Here is a 20,947-nt window from a genome sequence, read left to right on the forward strand (position 1 = left end):
TATGGATAAAGAGGAATTCAGAAAGCGAGCCCATGAAATGGTTGATTGGATGGCGGATTATTTGGAAAACAAAGAAAAGTATCCAGTTACACCTAAAATAGAGCCTGGTGAAATTTTAAAGCAATTGCCTTCCTCCGCTCCAGAGGAGGGTGAAGATTTTGACCGCATATTTGCTGATTTCAAAGATGTCATCCTGCCGGGAATGACTCATTGGCAACATCCATCCTTTTTCGGCTACTTTCCGGCCAACAATTCCGAGCCGTCCATATTGGCCGAATTACTGATGTCTACTTTGGGTGCCCAGTGTATGTCTTGGCTCACCTCCCCTGCCGCAACTGAATTAGAGGAGCGGGTTTTAGATTGGTTGAGGGATGCAAAAGGCATATGTTCCACGTGGAAAGGTGTGATTCATGACACGGCCAGTACTGCCACGCTTAGTGCGATTCTTGCTGCCAGAGAGAGGGTTACCGGCTATAGAATCAACCAATCAGGTTTTGAAGGCTTTGCAAAATTCAGGGTTTATAGCTCAGAACATGTTCATTCCTCCATCGACAAGGCATTAAGGATTGCCGGGATCGGTCAGTTCAATCTGATTAGAATAAGGGTGGATGATAATTATGCTTTAATACCGGAGCTTTTGGAAAAAGCCATTCAAGCCGATGTTGAGAAGGGTTACATCCCTCTCTGCGTGGTTTCTGCTTTAGGGACTACCAGTTCGACAGCCATTGATCCGATCGATAAAATTGGTGATATATGCCAAAAATACAGTATTTGGCACCATATAGACGCGGCTTTTGCAGGTACAGCCTTGCTTTTACCTGAATTTCGATGGATGAATGAAGGGCATGAAAAAGCTGATAGTTATGTCTTTAACCCTCATAAATGGATGTTCACCAACTTTGACTGCTCTGTTCTATTTCTAAAAGAGCCCCAACACCTGATCAAAACCTTCAGCCTCACTCCCGAATATCTACGGACACAACTGGATGAGCAGGTCAACAATTACCGGGATTGGGGTATTCAACTGGGAAGAAGGTTTCGGGCGCTGAAACTTTGGTTTGTCATCCGCCATTATGGGTTAAATGGCCTGAGGAAAAAGTTGCGCCACCATCTTAAGCTTACTAAGAAGGCGGTAGAATGGATTGAAAGGCATCCAAACCTTGAAATTTTGGCACCTGTACCTTTAAATACCATTTGCTTTAGGTTTGTGGAAACTGGTTTGTCAACTGAAAAACTCAATCAGCTCAATGAAAAATGGATGGCTGAAGTGAACCAAACCGGCCTTGCATTTTTTACACATACAAAGCTTGACGGAAAATTTGTGATCCGCTGGGTGATCGGGCAGACGGACGTGGAAGAAACCCATATCAAAAATGCCTGGGAGTTGTTGTTAGAAAAGATGCCAAAAAAGGAAAATGTCCAAGGATAAATCATTTGACCCGGAACTTATAAAACTGTTCAAAATCTTCGGGATCGGAACGTTGATCTGGGTCTTTGCTTTATCATTTTTCAACACCAAAACGGTGGAACTGGAGGAAGGAGAAATAAGGACCTCCATCACGGCTGCGAGCCGCCTGTATTTCATGAATGTGCGGCAGCCTTTCTATGACCGAGAAAACCGCAACGATGCCAAAATGAACGTTTTCAGGTTGTCCAAAAGGGTGGTGGATGACAGCAGGCCTGTGATCAACCTTTCGATTATTCTGAATCGGGTGAAGGAAGATGCCTATATTTATTTGGAGCCATCCGAGGCAATATTGGATGGCAGGATTAATTTGAAGTATAGTTTTGATGAAAGTGACAGCTCGGGCATTATTCAATTTGGTGGTGGTGACAGGTTTGATCATTTCAGGTTTGTGGATCAGGTTTATCCTTTATTGCTCCAGGATGCCCATTTTGAAATAGAGACTTCCGATGGCTGGGAGCCCATTTTGGTGGAAAGAAAGGAAAGAGATGCTTTTAAAACCACCTCATTTGATTATTTTAGATTATTGGAACAAGAGGACAGGAACAAATGATGGAATTGAAGCGGATAGAAAACTTATGGAATTTTTGTAAAATCAAGACCAATCTGCCTTTTCAGAAGGAAGTGGGAAGTAAGGTCACCTATCGCTTTATCAAGTCCGGCATTACTTTAATCCATTCCTTTAATCCTAAATTTCTCCAGGACTCCACTCTGGAAATTCAGGAGCGGGGTTTTAATGACAGAATCGTTGGCCAAACCTATGGAAAGGTCAAAAAACAGTTTGGAATGAAAAACAGTCCAGTCAAAATGCCCCAACAGGTTTTTTTCCCGGAGGAAATTCTCAAACTGAAGGATAAGTACAGCCTCATTATCCAGCAGGACAAAAACCGGCATTATAAGGTTACCCTCTCCCCTTTTGTGCCCAAAAACATTTATGAAATTTTCGATACCGTCAATCTGATCAGCCTTTACCTATGGAAGACAATATATTTCTCAGAAATTACAAAAAACTAATCGGTACCACCATCAATCATTCCCCTTCCAAGGCCGGCAACTGGCTGGAAGGAGTCCTCAGAGAGGTAGAATACGGCTTATTGGTCATGGAGTACACCGTGAGGGAAGAATTTTGCAATCCCGGCAACATCTTGCATGGCGGGGTGGCCTCTCTCATGTTGGACGACGTGATCGGCGGGGCCAACTACGTGACCGGAAATGAATACCTGATGACCAGCATCAACCTGAACATCGACTTTTTGGCTGCGGCCCATGTAGGCGAAAAACTCACCGTAGAAGCCAAACTGGTGAGGGGTGGACGAAATGTGAACCATTGGAAAGCCAAAATCACCAATGCGGAAGGCAAGCTCATAGCCAAAGGAAGCAGCAACCTTATCGTGACGCAAGTGCCCATTTCCTCACTTAGTGACAATTCTTCCCGATAAAATTAGTAATATTGCAGGGTGAAAAATTCGTATTTGACCCAAGATAATTTACAAAAATTCATCAAATCTGCCCTGCTGGAAGACGTGGGGACAGGTGATCACTCTACCTTGGCCGCCTTGCCTGAAAATGTGCAGGGTGCCGCCCAGCTATTGATCAAGGAAGAGGGCATCATTGCCGGTTTGGACTTGGCCAAGATGATTTTTGAGCATTATGATCCACATTTGCAGGTGGAGCTTTTACTCAAAGATGGTGACAAAGTCAAAGCTGGCGATATAGGTCTTAAAGTATCTGGAAGTGCAGCCTCGATTTTGACTACCGAGCGCCTGGTGCTCAACTGCATGCAGCGTATGAGCGCCATTGCCACCAAAACGTACAAGCTAAACCAGCTGATCAAGCACACCCGCACCAAATTATTGGATACCCGCAAAACCACACCAAATTTCCGCATGCTGGAAAAATGGGCTGTGGCGATCGGGGGTGGCCAAAATCATAGGTTTGCCCTTTATGACATGATCATGCTGAAGGATAACCATGTGGACTTTGCCGGTGGGATAGCCGCAGCCATTAAGGCCACTCAGGAATACCTGAAAGCCAATAAGCTGAAACTCAAGATTGAGGTGGAAACCCGAAATCTCGATGAAGTGAAGCAGGTGTTGGAAACTGGGGGTGTGGATGTGATTATGTTGGACAACATGGATTGTCCAACTATGAAGGAGGCTGTAAGACTCATCGGTGGAAAATATAAAACCGAGGCCTCTGGTGGAATTACAGAAGAAACGCTAAAAGATGTCGCAGAATGCGGCGTAGACTTTATTTCAGTGGGTGCTTTGACACATCATGTAAAAAGTCTTGATATTAGCCTGAAAGCTGTTTAGTTTTCGGACGGAAATTATCCAAGAGTAGCAAAATGGGAGTAGAAAACCAGTTCATTAATTGCATCATCGTACACCGGAGTGAGGATGGCTATAAATGGAGCCATAAATTCCAGAATGTTAACCCTTTTTTGAAAACTGTAGAAGTATTGGCCTCCTGGGAGGAAGCCTACAACTATGTAGAAAAGGGCAATAAGGTGGACCTGATTGTGGGGAGTTATGACCTGACAGATATGCATCCCTTTATATTTGAGAAACTGGACATGAGGATTCCGGTGATCTTCACTTCCCCTAAGCCTTTTATCACCGAAAAGGCTTTAAGTCTTAATTGCCTGGATTTCATCAATGAGAATGCGGATCAGGAAAGGATCCGAAAGAGCTTTGAAAAGTTTCAGGTGCTCTATTCGATACAGACGGGCAGGTCCCCATCCGGTCCCTTCTCGAGTGAGCCCCAACTAAACAGCAACCAGAAATCTAGGTTTATGGTGAAATCCGGGGATTCCTTTTTGGCCAAAATGCCCTCAGAAGTGGCGTTTTTCCTTGCCGATAACGGTCAGACCTATCTGTACGAAATGGGCACGGGCGAAAGATTCACCATCAACCAAAAACTCATGGATCTGGAGGCCGATGTGCTCGATCCGAGAGAATTTTTTAGGATCAACCGCAGTGTGTTGATCAATATCAATGCTATAGGTCCCATTCAAAAACACATCAACAGCAGACTTAAAATTACCCCCAAAATCCAATTTCATGAAGAGCTTGTGGTAAGCAGGGAAAAGGTAACTGCTTTCAAGAAGTGGGTGAATCAATAGAGATTCCTTTTATATTTTAGTAGGGCTGCTTACATTTGGTTTTCCCAAATTTAAGCCCATGATTCCCACACAAGAAAAAAAGCAAAAATCCCTTCTAGACAGGTTTCTAGATGTAATCGAATATGCAGGCAATAAACTCCCTGACCCTGCTATCCTTTTCCTGATTCTAATGCTAGCCACCTGGGTGCTTTCCGCCATGTTGGCCCCCATCGACTTTGGTGAAATCGACCCCAGAACAGGCGAGGACCTCAAGGTTCTAAATCTTTTGACTGGAACTCAGCTGGCGGCATTTCTTTCTAACATGGTGAATGTATTCATTACTTTCCCTCCTATGGGCGTAGTGCTGGTGGCCATGTTGGGTGTTGGTGTGGCGGAACATTCGGGTTACATCAATGCAGGGCTTAAATATCTGCTCAATTTTACCCCCCAAATGCTGCTCACGCCTATTTTGGTGTTGGTGGCCATTGTCAGCCATACCGCTGCTGATGCAGGGTATGTGTTGGTAATTCCCTTGGGAGGCGTGATATTTTATGCAGCAGGTCGCCACCCCTTGGCGGGAATTGCAGCGGCTTTTGCCGGGGTTTCAGGTGGTTTTAGCGCCAATTTTATTCCTTCAGGCATAGATCCCTTAATTCAAAGCTTCACCCAATCAGCAGCAAGAATTATTGACCCTACTATTAGCCTAAACCCATTAAATAACTGGTTTTTCACCGGTTCATCCAGTATTGTGGTGGTGGCGGTTGCTTGGTTTTTGACTGATAGGGTGATCGAGCCTAGGCTGAATAAAACAGCCAAAGTGGATGAAGACATGACCGATGCCCCCAAGATGGAAGAAATCGGCTCAAAGGAAAAGAAAGCTTTTTGGCTGGCTTCCCTAGTGATGATTTTGGGTTTGACAGGATTGGTAGTGTGGGCTTATCCGTTGGATTCCGCTTTGAGAGATGCAGATGGTGAGATTACTTCCCTTGCGGCTCCTTTGATGAAATCCATCGTACCATTGATATTTTTCCTTTTCTGGCTTCCAGGTTTGGTATATGGATTCGCCTCGGGCACATATAAAGAAATGAAAGACGCCATAGCCTCCATGAGCAAAGCCATGGGAAGTATGGCCCACTATATCGTGATGGCATTTTTCTGCGCTTTATTTATAGATGCCTTTGCCAAATCCAACATTGGTGCAATGACTGCATTGAAGGGGGCCAACTTCTTGGAAAGCATGAACCTCCCTGGACAGGTGACTATTGTTGGGATTGTATTCCTTACTGCTTTTGTAAATCTTTTGGTGGGCTCGGCTTCCGCTAAATGGGCGCTGATTAGCCCCATATTTGTTCCGATGCTGATGCAGTTGGGTATTTCTCCAGATTTAACTCAAGCCGCCTATCGTGTTGGGGATTCCGTCTCGAATATCATCACACCTCTGTTGCCTTATTTCCCATTGGTGGTGGTCTTCTGCCAGCGTTATGTCAAGTCCACTGGAATCGGAACCCTCGTATCGATTATGATCCCATATTCAGTGGTTCTACTTATCGTCTGGACAATCTTTCTGCTTGGCTACTGGGCTGTGGGATACCCGCTGGGACTGCAGTCCTCGTATGAATATATCATGGTGAGATAAGCATTTAATCCTGCCTGGTTTTGAAAAAAATAGGTCAAACCTGGCAGGTTTTCAAATTCAATTTGAAATTTGCAATCCTTATTTTTATTAAAATTAAATTCTATATAATAAAATCAAATACAGATATAAATTTGTAAATTTAGATATAAAGTAGAGTATGAAGTGATAATCGTATTAATACCATTTACTTCACTTTGAAACTTATATCGTGAAAAATGCTCTGTTTTGCTCGATCTTTAGCCTCATTTTGATTTTGAACTTGGGGTGTTCTGCTTATCAGAATGTCGGACCTCATAAGAGATCTGATCCTGAACATATTGATTGGACGGATAGGAGAAATTTGGATTTTTTAGAGATTGGGAAAAGGTATAAGATCACTATGAACAGTGGTAATACCATTCAAGCCAAAATCCTTTCCTTTGAAGAAAATTCTTTAAAGGTTGAAAGTGCGGATAACAAAGACCGCGCTTCACGTGGAATGGTTATAGACATTCCTTTCGAAAGAATTGTTGAAATACAGCAAAATAAAGTATCTCCAGGATTAACGATCGGGATACTTGGTGGCACAGCACTCTTGATTTATTTGGCTGGCAGAAACTTCAACTTAGCTCCAGGGTTCTCTTTTTAAGAAATTATCTTGTTGAATTGAAAATCTCCATCGCAAACAAACTCATTGCCTTAATCCCTGTTTTCAATGTGGGCTCCACTTCTGGAGCGAAAAGCGGACTGTGTAAGCCAGGTATTTCCTTGCCGTTTTCTTTAGCCTGCTTGAAAAGGTCATTTGGCGTAGCCCCCAAAAAAAACATGGATATCGGAACCGCTGGCTCTTGAATGCCATAACGGCTAAAGTCCTCCCCTATCATTTCGGCTTCAATTTCCACTATCTTATTTTCTTCAAAATTGGCCTTAAATACCCCAACCATCAGCTCAGTGAGTTCATCATCGTTTATCAAAGGCGGTGTGTAGGGCTCCCTGATCCAGTAGGTAGGCAGTTTGTCCTCTGGCATTCCTGCTGATCGGGCTACATGTTCGCTGATTTTTTTGATGTTTTCAATTAAAGTTTCCCTGATTTCAGGATTGTAATACCTTAAGGTCAGCTGCATTTCCACTTCGTCAGGAATAATGTTGTGCACATGGCCCCCGCGGATGGAGCCAACTGATACCACTGCTGGCTCAGTAGGAGCGATTCTTCGGCTTACGATGGATTGGTAAGCCTGAATCATCTGGGCACTCATCACCACAGGATCTATGGTCATATGGGGTGCTGCCCCATGGCCACCCTCACCGTGAACCTTCACATTCATCATATCCACACCCGCCATGAGCGGCCCGGCCTTGTATCCGATGCTTCCCGCAGGCAAATGGGGCGTATCATGCAGGGCGATGGCGTAATCGGGGTAAGGAAAACGCTCAAATAAACCGTCATTTAACATATTGTATGCACCCAATCCATTTTCCTCAGCTGGTTGGCCGATCATCATTAGCGTTCCCTGCCACTCGTTCTTGAAATTCATCAGCATGCGGGCCGTGCCCAAAAACACACTCATATGCACATCGTGACCGCAGGCCTGCATGATAAAGGTTTCCTTCCCATCACCGGTCACTCCCTTTTGCTTGCTAGCATAGGGAAGGCCGGTCTTTTCTTCCAAAGGCAAGGCGTCCATATCTGTCCTGACAAGCAGGGTTGGGCCTTCACCGTTTTCAAATATCCCCACTACACCATGACCGCCAATGCCCTCAGTGACCTCAAAACCTAAATTTTTCAGCTCCTCAGCTATCTTTGCGGCAGTTTTTTCCTCTTGTAGGGATAGCTCCGGATATTGGTGGAAATGTTTATAAAGCTCTTCTATTTCTGGAAAAATTTCTTCCAAATAAGACTCCTGTGTTTGGGCTTGGGTGTGATAACCGACCATTGTCAAACAGCCTATCAGAATGAAAAGATATTTCATGAGTGGATAAAGTTTGGTAGAACAAAGTAATAAATATAGCCTATTTACAATTGTAAGTAGAAGCTAATGCCCAAAAGTTGGAAAGGGTATGCTATTGCCAAATGAGGAATAGGCATTTGGGCACAATTTAATCAGGCTTCAGTTCGCCTGAAATATGTAAAAACCCATAGGGGACCCGACGAGGACCCGAAGGGGAGGCGACGAGGACCCGTGTTGGATGTATAATAAAAGTAAGGAATCCCATGCAGTTGGGATTCGTTGTTCTGGGGATGCTATTCGGCAAACTGCAACCTTACCAAGTTGGCATAGAAGCCTTCATCCTTGTGCGCTAGAGAGTCATGGGTGCCTTCTTCCACGATCTGGCCTTCCTTCAATACATAAATTCGGTCTACCTTTCTGATGGTGGACAATCTGTGGGCGATAATGATGGTGGTCCGGCCTTTCATCAGTTCATCCATGGCTTCTTGAACCAGGGATTCGGATTCGGAATCCAGGGAGCTGGTGGCCTCGTCTAGGATCAATATGCTTGGATTTTTGAGAATGGCCCTGGCAATGGCAACTCTTTGACGCTGGCCTCCTGACAATTTTACGCCTCTTTCCCCTACCAATGTGTCCAAACCATCGGGGAAGCTTTGGATAAACTGCCAAGCGTTGGCTTTTTTGGCGGCAAGCATGATGTCTTCCTCTGTGGCGTCAGGTTTTGCATAGGCAATGTTTTCACGGATGCTCCCGCCAAAGAGCAATACCTCCTGGGGCACGATCCCCACGTTGGACCTCAACTGTTTCAAGTTCCACTTATCCACATTTTGGCCGTCAATCTTGATCGCACCGGCACCTACTTGGTAAAATTTGAGCAAAAGCTGAATGATAGTAGACTTACCCGCTCCACTGTGGCCTGCAAGGGCGATTTTCTGACCCGGAGCAATGTGGAAAGATATATTCCGAAGGACCTGCACATCAGGCCGGGTTGGATAATTAAAGGCAACATTCTGAAAGGCCACCTCACCCTTTAGCTTGGTATGCTGAAAATCGGTCAAGGATTCCTCAGGCTTCTCATCCAAAATCTCCAATACCCTCTCTGAAGAACCAATTGCCTTCTGTACCTGGCCATAAATATCCCCTAACCCAGCTATTGAGCCTCCGATGAAGGTGGTGTAAAGCACAAAAGAAACCAAGTCACCGATGCTCATGGCTCCTGTAGCCACCAATGTTGCCCCGTACCACATCACCGCCACGATCCCGCCAAAAAGGGCAAAGATGATGAAGGATATGAATGCGCCTCGGAAACTGGCCGCCTTTAGGGCTACTTTTACCACCCTGTTGAGTCCGGTTCCGTATCTTCGTGTTTCATAATCTTCTCCAGCAAAGGATTTTACCGTCATGATGGACTGCAGGGTTTCTTCCACGATCACATTGGCAGAAGCAAGCTCATCCTGGGTAGCCTTGCTCAATTTTCGGATATATTTTCCAAAAACCATGGCAATCAGTACCAACACCGGGAAGGTGGCCAACATGAATAAGGTGAGTTTCGGGGTGGTGTAAAAAAGAAAAACCGTACCTGCTAGAAGGGTGATCAATTGCCTGATCAGCTCCGCCAAAGTCACCGAAAAGGTGTCCTGCAAAAGTGAAATATCAGCCGTGATTCTACTGATCAATTCTCCGGTTCTCCTCTTGTCGAAAAATGACATAGGAAGATGGACTAACCGGTCATAAAGGGCCACTCGGATATCACGCATGGATTTTTCGCTCACTTGAGCGAAAAGCCACACGCGGAAAAATGAAAATACACTTTGGACAAAGAGGATTCCGACAAGAATCAGCGCAATGCTGTTGATATCATTCACAATCCAGGCTTGCCCGGAAGCCGTGTCGATAAGTTTGCCTGCTACAAAGGGGAAAGCGAGCAAGGTCAGGCTGGATAGGACCAAAAAAAGAAGGCCCAGGATGAAAGGTGCCTTGTAGGGCATCATGAAGCCGAAAATTCCACCTAATTTGCGAAAATTATCTTTGTTTAGCTTCCTTTTCTCGTGTTCTTCCAGCGCGGTTCCTCTTTTCTTAGCCATAGAATATACTAACCCAATTTAAATCGGGGACAAAGGTAAGGCTTTTTTTATATTAATAACTCCACAAACTTCCTTAGGCTGGGGTTGGGGTTGTTTTTAAACCAAACCGCCGTGATTTCGGCCCTTTGCGGAATCTGCTTAAGCTCAATGAATTTGACATTCACATTGGTGACTTTTTGAAATGAGGTAGGCAAAAATGTAATGCCCAACCCATGGTCCACAAGACTTAACACCGTATGTCCATGGACGGTTTCATGGGCAATGTCCGGCAAAAATCCCGCATCCTCACATATGCTCAACTGCACCTTATAATATAGGTCCCCATCCGTTTTTGGAGGAAGTATAAACTTTTCAGTCTTGAGCTCCGAAAGGTTAGGTGGGTCAGGAGCGGGATGATGGTGGGGTAAAACAAGTGAAAAGGTTTCACTAAAGACAAGCCTCTCCCCCATTTCTGGACTTGGAATCGGATTCCGTACGAAGGCCACATCCAAGTCCCCGTTTTCCAGGGCGGCCAACTGGGCAGAGGAGGTCATTTCGTTGAGATAGGTCTGGATTTGGGGAAAATTGGCATTTAAGGAAGTAAGCAAGTCAGGTAAAAACGTGTGGATACAGGATCCTACATATCCAATTTTAAGCTCACCCTTTTCCCCAGACTGTACAAGATGAGTTTGGTTTTTCAGCTTGTCCAATCTGTGCAGGATATCTTTAGCTTCATGGAAAAAATACACCCCAGCCTCTGTAAGCTCGACTTTCCGCTTAGTCCGATTCATCAATCGCACCCCCAACTCCTGCTCTAGCTGCTGCAATTGCTTGGAAAGCGCAGGTTGCACGATGTGAAGCTTTTCTGCTGCCCGGTTGAAGTGCAGCTCCTCAGCCAACACCACGAAATACTGTAACTGTCTTATCTCCATTGATCACTTAAAGTTATTAATGGGTTAAGATAATACTATTTTTTATTATTAATGGAATTGGGGAAATTTGGAGGGAGACGGGAGACCGAAGACGGAAGACCGAAGACGGGAGACGGGAGAGAGCTGCTATTTAGCATCTAGCCTTGATTCGAGTAAAACATAGTACATAGTACTTAGTACCTAGTACAATACATAAAACGACATGGATAAAATTTCGCAGAAGAAAACCCACCAAATTGGCTCACAGTGGCTGAGTTTGCAGGAGATTGAGCATATAGTAGAGAAAAAAATGGGCATTGAGCTTTCAGAGGAGGCTATTGAAAAGATTACTGCTTGTCGGGATTACTTGGACAGGAAGATTGCCGAGGATGACGATGCACTTTTTTATGGGATCAACACTGGATTTGGATATCTTCAAAATGTAAGGATCGAAAAAGACCAGATCAGTGAGCTCCAGTATAACCTGCTAAAGTCTCACGCCTGTGGGGTGGGCGAAAAGGTGCCAAAAGCGATTGTCAAGCTCATGCTCCTGACAAAAATCCAGTCTCTGGCTTATGGCAACAGTGGTGTACAACTGATTACCGTTCAGCGATTGGTGGACTTTTATAATCATGATGTTTTGCCGGTGGTCTATCGACAGGGCTCCTTGGGGGCATCCGGTGATTTGGCCCCGCTTTCTCACCTGAGTTTGCCACTGATTGGCTTGGGCGAGGTTTATTTTGAAGGGAAAATTGTAGAGGCAGGCGAAGTTTTGAAGAATTTCAGCTGGACTCCGATTACGTTAAAGTCCAAAGAGGGCCTTTCCCTGATCAACGGGACGCAGTTTATGCTTGCCTATGGTATTCATTGTCTCATGAGCAGCAAGCGCCTTTTGGAATGGGCTGATATTATAGCAGCCATTTGTATCGATGGATTTAATTGCACCATGCAGCCATTCAACCCAAATATCCATGCCATAAGGCCTCATCCGGGACAGGTGGAGACGGCCGCCAAAATGAGAAGGCTGCTGAAAGGAAGTGAAATTTCCGAATCTAAAAGCAAGGCGGTTCAGGATCCTTATTCCTTCCGCTGCATCCCGCAAGTACATGGTGCTTCCCGCGATACGTTTAATTATGTTTTGGGGGTTTTTGAAAGGGAAATCAATGCGGTGACCGATAACCCGAATATTTTCCCTGAGGAAGATCAAATTGTGTCAGGTGGAAATTTCCACGGACAGCCCTTGGCCTTGGGTTTTGACTTTTTGGCCATAGCCATGGCAGAAATCGGAAATATTGCTGAAAGAAGAACCTATCAGCTCCTATCAGGGCAGAGGGGTTTGCCCCTGTTTTTGATCAAAAATCCCGGTTTGCACTCTGGGATGATGATTCCCCAATATACCGCAGCCAGCGTGGTGAGTGAAAACAAGCAACTTTGCACCCCATCTTCGGTGGATTCCATCACTTCCTCCAATGGGCAGGAAGACCATGTGAGCATGGGCGCCAATGGGGCAACCAAATGCTTTAGGGTGATAGAAAATGTGGAGAAGGTTTTGGCCATTGAGCTATTCTCCGCGACACAGGCTTTGGAATTCCGACGCCCGTCCAAGAGCTCAGATTTTATTGAAGGTATCGTGTCCAGCTACCGCAAGGAAGTTCCTTTCAACGATGTGGACAGGGTTTTATCCACTGACATTGCCAAGTCGATCGCCTTTATCAAAAACAAACCCGCTTTACTACAGTCATCATATTAACCATTAATTATCAACATTTATGGAAACGCTCAATAAGAAATATACCAAAGAAAAATATGCAACCCCTACCGGTACTGAGCTAACCTGCAAAGGCTGGGTTCAGGAGGCTGCTCTTAGAATGCTGCTCAACAACCTTGATCCGGAAGTGGCGGAATTGCCAGAGGAACTGATCGTATATGGTGGCCGAGGAAAGGCCGCCCGTAACTTTGAGGCTTTGGACAAAATCATCCAAGGTTTGAAGATCCTTGAGGATGACGAAACCCTTTTGATTCAATCCGGAAAGCCAGTTGGGATCGTGCCTACCCATAAAGATGCTCCAAAGGTGTTGATCTCCAATTCACAATTGGTGCCGAATTGGGCCAATTGGGAGCATTTTGATAAGTTGGAAAAGGCCGGTTTGATGATGTATGGGCAGATGACCGCGGGTTCCTGGATTTACATCGGCTCGCAGGGAATTGTACAAGGGACTTACGAAACTTTTGGAGAGTTGGCTAGGCAGCATTTCGGTGGGTCGTTGAAGGGCACTTTGAACGTTACTGCCGGTCTTGGCGGCATGGGTGGCGCGCAGCCACTGGCCATTACGATGAATGATGGGGTTTGTTTGGTCGCTGAGGTTGAAAACTGGAGAATCGAGAAGAGGCTTCAGACCAGGTATCTGGATGAAAAAATCGATGATTTGGATGAGGCCATTGACCGGGCTTTGGAGGCGAAAAAGAAAGGTGAGAGGGTTTCGATCGGTGTGCCATGCAATGCGGTTCACCTTTTGGAGAGGCTAAAGACCAGAAATGTGGTGCCTGATACCCTAACGGACCAGACTTCTGCCCACGATCCTTTGACCGGATATATTCCCCACATGATTTCTCTAGAGGAATCCCTCGAATTGAGAAAAAGCAATCCGGAAAAATATGTGGAACTGGCTTATGAGTCCATGGTGGAGCATGTGAAACTTATGCTGGAACTTCAGTCCAAGGGGGCAATTACTTTTGATTACGGCAATAACCTGCGTGCCAGAGCGCATGAAAAAGGTGTGGAAAACGCTTTTGATTTTCCTGGTTTTGTGCCCGCTTACATCCGACCGCTATTTTGCGAGGGCAAGGGGCCATTCCGTTGGGCAGCTCTTTCTGGAGATCCGGCGGATATCAAGGCAACAGATGACCTGATTTTGGAACTTTTCCCTGAAAATGAAGGACTGAAAAAGTGGATAACCATGGCTCAGGACAGGATTGCTTTCCAGGGACTTCCTGCCAGAATCTGCTGGTTGGGTCAGGGAGAAAGGGAAAAAGCCGGCTTGGCTTTCAATGAATTGGTGAAAAGCGGCAAGGTAAAAGCGCCAATCGTGATCGGTCGTGACCATTTGGACACCGGTTCTGTGGCATCCCCAAACCGTGAAACCGAGGGCATGATGGATGGTTCTGATGCAGTAGCTGACTGGCCAATTTTGAATGCCTTGATGAATACCGCAGGTGGGGCTAGCTGGGTTTCTCTTCACCATGGTGGCGGGGTTGGAATGGGTTATTCCATCCATGCGGGCATGGTGATCGTGGCTGATGGTACTGATGAGGCGGCTGCCAGATTAAGGCGGGTACTGAGAAATGATCCGGGAATAGGGGTAATCCGCCATGCAGATGCGGGTTATGAAATCGCTCAAAATACGGCCAAAGAACACGGTTTGGATATGGATTCTAGATTAGGTTAATATGCTGATAAAGAATATAAAAGAATTATTTGGGGTCAGGGAAGAAACAGTTTTTCTCAAAGGAAAAGAGATGGATTCCCTGCCTTCTATAAAGAATGCATTTTTGAGGATTGAGGGAGATACCATTGTGGATTATGGCCAGATGGAAGATCTGGGCCCTCAAAACGGTGAGGAGGAAATAAATGCCGAGGGCCAGTTTATTTTGCCGGCTTGGTGCGATTCCCATACCCACCTGGTTTTTGACGGAAGTAGAGAAGAGGAATTTGTGGATAAAATCAAGGGGGTGAGCTATGAGGAAATCGCCAGAAAAGGCGGTGGAATCTTGAATTCGGCCAAAAGACTGCAAGAAGCCTCCGAAGATTCTCTATACGAACAGGCCTGGAAGAGGCTTCAGGAGGTGAAAAAACTGGGAACCGGTGCTATTGAAATCAAAAGCGGTTATGGACTGACCGTTGATGCAGAGCTTAAAATGCTGAGGGTGATCAAGAGGCTGAAGGAAAATGCCGATGTGGAAATCAAGGCGACTTTCTTGGGTGCCCATGCTTATCCAATGGAATATAAAGACAACCATCAAGGCTATTTGGATTTGGTTTGTAAGGAAATGATGCCCAAAGTGGCCCAGGAAGGTCTAGCGGAATATGTGGACATGTTTTGTGAGGCAGGGTTTTTCGGTTTGGAGGAATCCCAGCAGGTTATCGATGCGGCCAAAAAGTATGGTCTGAAGGTAAAATTGCATGCTAACCAACTTCAAAATAGCGGAGGCGTGCAGTTGGGTGTGAAAAACGGTGCGGTTTCCGTGGATCATTTGGAATGTATGGGGGAAGAGGAGATTGAGGTACTAAGAAATAGCGATACCATCCCTACCCTATTGCCATTTGCGGCGTTTTTTCTGAGATTCCCTTTCCAGCCTGCAAGGAAAATGATAGATGCCGGACTTGGGGTGGCCTTGGCGACCGATTACAATCCGGGCTCTGCGCCAAGTGGGAATATTCCGCTGATGATTGCCATGAGCTGCATCCAGATGAAAATGACGCCAGAAGAGGCCATCAACGCCGCTACGATCAATGGGGCTTTTGCTATGGGCGTAGAAAAAGAGATGGGAAGCATCACCAAAGGCAAAAAAGCCAATCTGATCTTCACCAAACCCATCCCTTCACTCGCCTATCTGCCCTACGCATTTGGCAGCAATTCCATAGATAAAGTCCTGATTAAAGGAAGGTTTTAAAAGCCTTCCTCCTATTTCAGTTTTCGGTCTCCGGTCTCCGGTCTTCCGTCCATCAAACGTCCAAAAACTCCCCTCCCCATGAACCACTTCCATCACTTCACTTCAGAAAATCTAAAAGAAATCGTAAACCCACGAGCAAACGAAACCAAACTCGGCGAGAAAATCAAAACCGGTTTTGAGGGAGAAAAATATGTGCTGCTCGGAATTCCGGAATCCTTCGGAGTAAAAGGAAATCTTGGCGTGGGCGGAACAGAATCCCTGTGGCCGGATTTTCTGAAGGCATTCCTCAACATCCAAAGCACCGACAAATTCCGAGGTGACGAAATTTCCATTGTGGGGCACTTCGATTTCAAGGGTTTGCTCGAGGGCCAAAAACTGCCTGTGGATAACTATCGAAAAGCGGTCGAAATTATCGATGCCGAAGTGAGTTCCTTAATTAAGGAAATAGTATTAAAAGGGAAAATTCCAATTGTCGTTGGCGGCGGTCACAACAATTGTTTCCCGATTTTGAAAGGTGTAAATGAAGGGCTTACTTCCACTGGCACTTTATCCACAGTAGGTATAAATGCGATAAACCTAGATGCGCATTCTGATTTCAGGCAGATGGAAGGAAGACATAGCGGCAACGGTTTTCGCTATGCCTATGAGGCTGGATATCTGAAAAAATATGCGATTGTAGGATTACACGAAAATTACAACAGCCAAATCCTGATAAATGAGCTCACTGAAAACCAAAATGTGCATTTCAGCCTGTTTGAAGATATTTTTTTGAGAGAGGTGCAAAGTTATCCACAAGCTTTGGAGCAAGCTATTTCTTTTACCCAGAATGAATTCACGGGAATAGAACTGGATCTGGACTGTATTGAAGGGGTGCTGTCAAGTGCTGCTACTCCTTCGGGAATCAGCAGCATACAGGCAAGAAAATACCTGTTTCAGACGGCCAAAAAATGCAAAGTAGGTTACGTACATATTTGTGAAGGTGCAACCCAATTAGAAAATGGACAAAAAAAACCAGGTGCCGCCAAATTGGTCAGTTACCTGGTAAGTGATTTTATTAAGGCAAACCTTACTGCTTAAATTCCAAGGTGTTCATCAGGTGCATCATGTCTACCTTGATGTATTCAATCACCGGGGCCAGGGAGTCATTTTTGTGTGCCACATTGAAGTACAGGGCTCCCCGCAGGAAATGCTGGGTGGAATCGGTGACAAAAAACTGAAACTGCGTCGGAACTTCTCCGGAAAGCTCTGCTACCACCCCTGTGTATCCATTTGGGGTTCTGAGAATCGATTCATCGATTCCGTAGGCCTTCACTTGGTGCTTGGATGTAAGGTTAATGGCATCGGCAAGGTAACTTTTCAATTTCTCCTCCTCCCCATCAATTGGCTTGTAGGTCAAATGCACTTTGGCCTCCATATCCTTATAATTTAGATTTATCCAAGCTTCTTCATTGGGATTAAATTCGTCCGACTCGACCAGACTATGGGCAGAATGTTCAAAACTATAGGGAAAACGTGCCTCCAGCTTTTCAAATTCACGTTCTGGCAAATCGATCCGATTAAATCCCTTGGGTTTGGGAAGGTAATCCGATCCACAGGCCATGCACATCGAAACACAGGTAAGAAGGAGTAATTTTTTCATAGGCTTTCAAAGATAGGAAAACCATTGCGAAAGGCGGAAAATTCCGTTTGATAACATAAATCTTTACGCCTGTATTCATAATTTTTAACAGTTTGCGAGTTTGGCAGTTTATTGGAGAGTATGGTTAATCACTTTTAAACCTAAACCTACCCGCAGCAAGAAATGAAGTATAGCTTAAAAAAAGCATTTTTATGGTTGGGCCTCTATACGGTCCTCGCTCTCATCCCTTTGGGTATCGCCTTAATGGGCGATAGACCGGAATACAGGTCATTTTGGATTGAATTTGGGGTGGCATTAGGCTTTATTGGGCTTTCTACCATGGGGCTTCAGGCGATTTTCAGCGGCAGATATAAGTTTATCGCTCCTACATTTGGGATGGACAATATATTGCAGTTTCACCGCGAAATTGGAATCATATCTTTTTTCTTTGTATTGGCCCACCCCATTATTCTGATCCTAGCCGATCCCGAATTTATCAAATATTATGACCCAACCGTAAACTTTCCCCGGGCCATGGCGCTAAGTTTTGCCACTGTTGGCATAGTAGGCATCACCGTGACGAGTTTGTGGAGGCAGGCGTTTAAGTTAAATTATGAATGGTGGAGGCTGATACATAGCGGGGTGGGTGCTTTGTTGGTTTTTGTGGGCATCACCCATTCTGTACAGGTGGCCCATTATCTGGATGAACTTTGGAAACAAATAGCGATTGTGGTCCTTATGGGGGGATGTGTTTACGCAGTGATCCATACCAGACTGGTAAGGCTTTATCTCAACGGCAAGAAACCCTATAGAATCGTGGATATCAAAGCTGAGCGAGGCGATAGCTATACGATGACTCTGGAGGCGGATGGGTTCAAAAGAGAAGACTTTATTTCTGGGCAGTTTTTTTGGATGACCGTTGGGGACAAGGTTTTCACCCTTCAGCAGCATCCTTTTTCAATTGTTTCCAGTGATGAAAGTGATAATATCTGCTTTACTGCCAAGGTCCTGGGGGATTTTACCGCCACTTGGAAAGACATGAAACCTGGAACAAAGGTAGTTTTGGAAGGTCCGTTTGGCTCTTTTACACCTAAGGGCAATGATCCGCTATTTATGATCATGGGGGGAATCGGTGTAACGCCGGGGGTGAGTATGATCAGAAGCATGGTGGACAGAGATGACAACCGGGAAATCATTTTGGTGTATGCCAACGAACATTGGGAAGAAACCCCCTTCAGGGAGGAACTGGAGGAGCTTGACAAATTGCCCAATATTGAAGTGATCAATGTGGTGGAAAGTCCGCCTGAAGGATATGTAGGTGAGACGGGTTTTGTGGATGAAGATTTCTTCAAAAAGCACCTGCCGAAGGATAAAAACGATTTTGTCTATTACATCTGTGGGCCTGAGCCGCTCATGGATGTGAGCGAAAAGAGCCTGAAAAAGTTAGGCGTAGACTGGAGGAGAATCTATTCTGAGCGATTTGAGATTGTTTAATGAAAAAGGACACGGAGTTTCGCTGAGTTTTAAACGGAGTTTCACAGAGTTCCCTCTTCGCGGAGCACTATATTAAAATAGAAATTTAATGACGCGGTGGTCTGTCCAAAAGGTCAAAAATAATAATTAACGTATAATAGCATGTATAAAATTCTCTATAAAAATATCAGGGCGATAGCCTATTTGGTCGGAGCCATACTCGTGGGTTTTTGTGTGTGGTTTGCAATGGGGTGAAAAAATAACCGCAGAGGCCCGGAGTGCGCTGAGAAAATATGACTCTCTCTGTTACCTCTGAGTCTCTACGGGTAAGAAACCTAGTTTAATCTTCGAGTCGGTCTCTCCAGCCTTTCATTTCTACTTCACGTGCGCTTTCCTCGACTTTCTCCTTAAGATCTTTCTTATACTTGTCCAGGTTTTCGGCGATTCTTGCATCAAAAGCCCCAATCATGGAGGCGGCAAGGATTCCTGCGTTTTTGGCTCCGTCAAGGGCAACTGTGGCCACGGGTATTCCGCCTGGCATTTGCAAAATGGAAAGAATGCTGTCCCAACCATCTATGGAATTGGATGATTTTACGGGAACGCCGATTACGGGAAGTGAAGTCAGGGAAGCGACCATTCCCGGAAGGTGAGCTGCCCCGCCTGCCCCGGCGATAATCACCTTGATACCTCTTTTACGTGCGTTTTCCGCATAATTGACCATCCTCATGGGTGTGCGGTGGGCTGACACAATGGTCAATTCATAACTTACCCCTAATTCATCCAATGCCTTTGCGGCCTCTGACATTATGGGCAAATCGGATTTGCTCCCCATGATGATGCCTACTTGTTTGCTCATGCTTCTGCTTTTATTTTAATCAAATTCTTAATTCTCAAAGCTTTAATTTTCAGCTCCTCAATATTTTCCTCCAAAATAGTCACGTGACCCATCTTTCGGAAAGGTTTTGTGATTTTCTTGCCGTATAGGTGGACATACACGCCCTTTTGGGTAAGCACTTCATCCAGGCCCTCAATAATGGCATCACCCTCGTGCCCGTCCTCACCGAGCAGGTTGACCATTGCCGCCGGCATTCTCAAGGTGGTGTCGCCAAGCGGCATATTTAGCACCGAGCGCAGATGCTGCTCAAATTGGGAAGTGAAATTAGCCTCAATGGTATGGTGCCCACTGTTGTGAGGTCGTGGGGCGATTTCGTTTACCAAAACCTCCCCAGTTTTGGTCACAAACATTTCCACAGCCAAAAGGCCCACCATATCCAGCTTTTCAATTACATTTTGCGCGATAGCCACTGCTCTCTCGCTAATGGCCACCGGGATATTAGCTGGGGCAAATAGAAACTCAACCAGATTAGCCGTGGGATGAAACGCGCAGGCCACCGGCGGATAGGCAAAAAGCTCCCCTCTTTCATTGCGCGACACGATTACGGCGATTTCAGTTTCAAAGTCAACCAGCTTTTCCAAGAGCCCTTGGGAATCAAAAGCTTTATCAAAGTCAGACTCATCTCTCAAAATCTGTACACCACGGCCATCGTAGCCATCTTTGCCCAGTTTGTTTACCGCCGGAAGAAAATCCTTGAAGGATACCACATCCTCTTTATCCTCTACCAGCACAAATTCCGCCGTGGGAATATCATGTTCCTGATAGAATTGCTTCTGGGTACGTTTGTCCTGAATTAGTCTAATGATGTGGGGTTGGGGAAACACTTTTTTACCCTCTTCCTGCAGCTTTTCCAGTGCCTCCGTGTTGACGCTTTCAATTTCGATGGTGATCACATCGCATTCTTTACCGAAATTATATACCGTATCAAAGTCGGTAAGCTTTCCCTGGGTAAACTTCTGGCAAATGGTTTTGCAGGGCGCATTTGCATCAGGATCTAGGATATGGATATCGATGTTATAATTGATGGCTGATTGGATAAGCATTCTGCCCAGCTGGCCGCCACCCAATACACCTAGTGTCTGCTTTTGATAGTTGGTCTGCACGATGGTTGTTGTTTTGTTCTTTGAAGAATAAAATAATAATAAATGATGCCTGTGGCCTATTTTCCTATAATTGGGAGGACG

Annotated in this window: 19 protein-coding genes; 13 read left to right on the plus strand and 6 right to left on the minus strand. The window is 45.3% G+C overall.

All coding sequences use genetic code 11. The annotated features are described in order from the left end of the window. Window position 1: 1 nt before the first annotated feature. The 8 genes from KI659_RS05145 (at window position 2) to KI659_RS05180 (ending at window position 6,832) form a co-directional block, all read left to right on the plus strand. On the plus strand, window positions 2-1,429 hold the full coding sequence (locus tag KI659_RS05145; RefSeq protein WP_213944296.1) for a pyridoxal phosphate-dependent decarboxylase family protein: 1,428 nt from the start codon (window positions 2-4) through the stop codon (window positions 1,427-1,429). Then, window positions 1,416-2,018: a hypothetical protein gene (locus tag KI659_RS05150; RefSeq protein ID WP_213944297.1), complete on the plus strand. Its 603-nt coding sequence runs from the start codon at window positions 1,416-1,418 to the stop codon at window positions 2,016-2,018. The genes KI659_RS05145 and KI659_RS05150 overlap by 14 nt, the downstream gene beginning before the upstream one ends. Further along, window positions 2,015-2,479 carry a hypothetical protein gene (locus tag KI659_RS05155; RefSeq protein WP_213944298.1) on the plus strand — a complete coding sequence of 155 codons (465 nt, stop codon included), beginning with the start codon at window positions 2,015-2,017 and terminating at the stop codon, window positions 2,477-2,479. The genes KI659_RS05150 and KI659_RS05155 overlap by 4 nt, the downstream gene beginning before the upstream one ends. Next, window positions 2,440-2,904: a PaaI family thioesterase gene (locus KI659_RS05160; RefSeq protein ID WP_213944299.1), complete on the plus strand. Its 465-nt coding sequence runs from the start codon at window positions 2,440-2,442 to the stop codon at window positions 2,902-2,904. The genes KI659_RS05155 and KI659_RS05160 overlap by 40 nt, the downstream gene beginning before the upstream one ends. 18 nt (window positions 2,905-2,922) lie before the next feature. Continuing rightward, window positions 2,923-3,780, plus strand: coding sequence for a carboxylating nicotinate-nucleotide diphosphorylase (nadC, locus tag KI659_RS05165; RefSeq protein WP_213944300.1), 858 nt, complete (start codon window positions 2,923-2,925; stop codon window positions 3,778-3,780). Between the two features lie 32 nt (window positions 3,781-3,812). After that, window positions 3,813-4,589 (plus strand): LytR/AlgR family response regulator transcription factor, encoded by a 777-nt coding sequence (locus KI659_RS05170; RefSeq protein WP_213944301.1) that lies wholly within the window; start codon window positions 3,813-3,815, stop codon window positions 4,587-4,589. 58 nt (window positions 4,590-4,647) lie between these two features. Then, a complete protein-coding gene (locus tag KI659_RS05175; RefSeq protein WP_213944302.1) occupies window positions 4,648-6,204 on the plus strand; it encodes an AbgT family transporter in 1,557 nt (518 codons plus the stop codon). Window positions 6,205-6,412: 208 nt separating this feature from the next. Continuing rightward, window positions 6,413-6,832 carry an LSm family protein gene (locus KI659_RS05180; protein ID WP_213944303.1) on the plus strand — a complete coding sequence of 140 codons (420 nt, stop codon included), beginning with the start codon at window positions 6,413-6,415 and terminating at the stop codon, window positions 6,830-6,832. 4 nt (window positions 6,833-6,836) lie between these two features. Here the strand turns inward: KI659_RS05180 and KI659_RS05185 are convergent, their stop codons facing one another. From KI659_RS05185 to KI659_RS05195, 3 genes are all read right to left on the minus strand, one after another. Further along, window positions 6,837-8,153, minus strand: coding sequence for an amidohydrolase (locus KI659_RS05185; protein WP_213944304.1), 1,317 nt, complete (start codon window positions 8,151-8,153; stop codon window positions 6,837-6,839). 272 nt (window positions 8,154-8,425) lie between these two features. Then, complete coding sequence (locus tag KI659_RS05190; RefSeq protein WP_213944305.1) at window positions 8,426-10,216, minus strand: ABC transporter ATP-binding protein; 1,791 nt, start codon at window positions 10,214-10,216, stop codon at window positions 8,426-8,428. A gap of 47 nt (window positions 10,217-10,263) precedes the next feature. After that, entirely contained in the window at window positions 10,264-11,127 is an 864-nt protein-coding gene (locus tag KI659_RS05195; RefSeq protein ID WP_213944306.1) for a LysR family transcriptional regulator, read from the minus strand. A 202-nt stretch (window positions 11,128-11,329) separates the two neighbouring features. Between KI659_RS05195 and hutH the strand changes: the two genes are divergently transcribed. The 4 genes from hutH (at window position 11,330) to KI659_RS05215 (ending at window position 16,854) form a co-directional block, all read left to right on the plus strand. Then, window positions 11,330-12,856 (plus strand): histidine ammonia-lyase, encoded by a 1,527-nt coding sequence (hutH, locus tag KI659_RS05200; RefSeq protein WP_213944307.1) that lies wholly within the window; start codon window positions 11,330-11,332, stop codon window positions 12,854-12,856. Between the two features lie 19 nt (window positions 12,857-12,875). Further along, window positions 12,876-14,552: a urocanate hydratase gene (gene hutU / locus KI659_RS05205; RefSeq protein ID WP_213944308.1), complete on the plus strand. Its 1,677-nt coding sequence runs from the start codon at window positions 12,876-12,878 to the stop codon at window positions 14,550-14,552. A 1-nt stretch (window position 14,553) separates the two neighbouring features. Beyond that, window positions 14,554-15,777, plus strand: a complete 1,224-nt coding sequence (gene hutI / locus KI659_RS05210; protein WP_213944309.1) for an imidazolonepropionase — start codon at window positions 14,554-14,556, stop codon at window positions 15,775-15,777. 78 nt (window positions 15,778-15,855) lie between these two features. Further along, on the plus strand, window positions 15,856-16,854 hold the full coding sequence (locus KI659_RS05215) for a formimidoylglutamase (protein ID WP_213944310.1): 999 nt from the start codon (window positions 15,856-15,858) through the stop codon (window positions 16,852-16,854). Here the strand turns inward: KI659_RS05215 and gldD are convergent. Beyond that, window positions 16,844-17,416: a gliding motility lipoprotein GldD gene (gene gldD / locus KI659_RS05220; RefSeq protein ID WP_213944311.1), complete on the minus strand. Its 573-nt coding sequence runs from the start codon at window positions 17,414-17,416 to the stop codon at window positions 16,844-16,846. The two genes, KI659_RS05215 and gldD, sit on opposite strands and share 11 nt — an antisense overlap. 162 nt (window positions 17,417-17,578) lie before the next feature. On the opposite strand from gldD, the gene KI659_RS05225 reads away from it, so the two are divergent. Next, window positions 17,579-18,889 carry a ferredoxin reductase family protein gene (locus KI659_RS05225; protein ID WP_213944312.1) on the plus strand — a complete coding sequence of 437 codons (1,311 nt, stop codon included), beginning with the start codon at window positions 17,579-17,581 and terminating at the stop codon, window positions 18,887-18,889. Between the two features lie 319 nt (window positions 18,890-19,208). Here KI659_RS05225 and purE read toward each other — a convergent pair whose 3' ends face one another. Then, window positions 19,209-19,724, minus strand: coding sequence for a 5-(carboxyamino)imidazole ribonucleotide mutase (purE, locus tag KI659_RS05230; protein WP_213944313.1), 516 nt, complete (start codon window positions 19,722-19,724; stop codon window positions 19,209-19,211). Beyond that, the gene (locus KI659_RS05235) at window positions 19,721-20,866 is read right to left on the minus strand and encodes a 5-(carboxyamino)imidazole ribonucleotide synthase (RefSeq protein WP_213944314.1); all 1,146 of its coding nucleotides are present in this window, start codon (window positions 20,864-20,866) and stop codon (window positions 19,721-19,723) included. Before KI659_RS05235 ends, purE begins: the two co-directional genes overlap by 4 nt. Window positions 20,867-20,947 lie beyond the last annotated feature (81 nt).

The organism is Litoribacter ruber (assembly GCF_018449405.1).
In the GTDB taxonomy this organism is placed as follows: Bacteria; Bacteroidota; Bacteroidia; order Cytophagales; family Cyclobacteriaceae; genus Litoribacter; species Litoribacter ruber.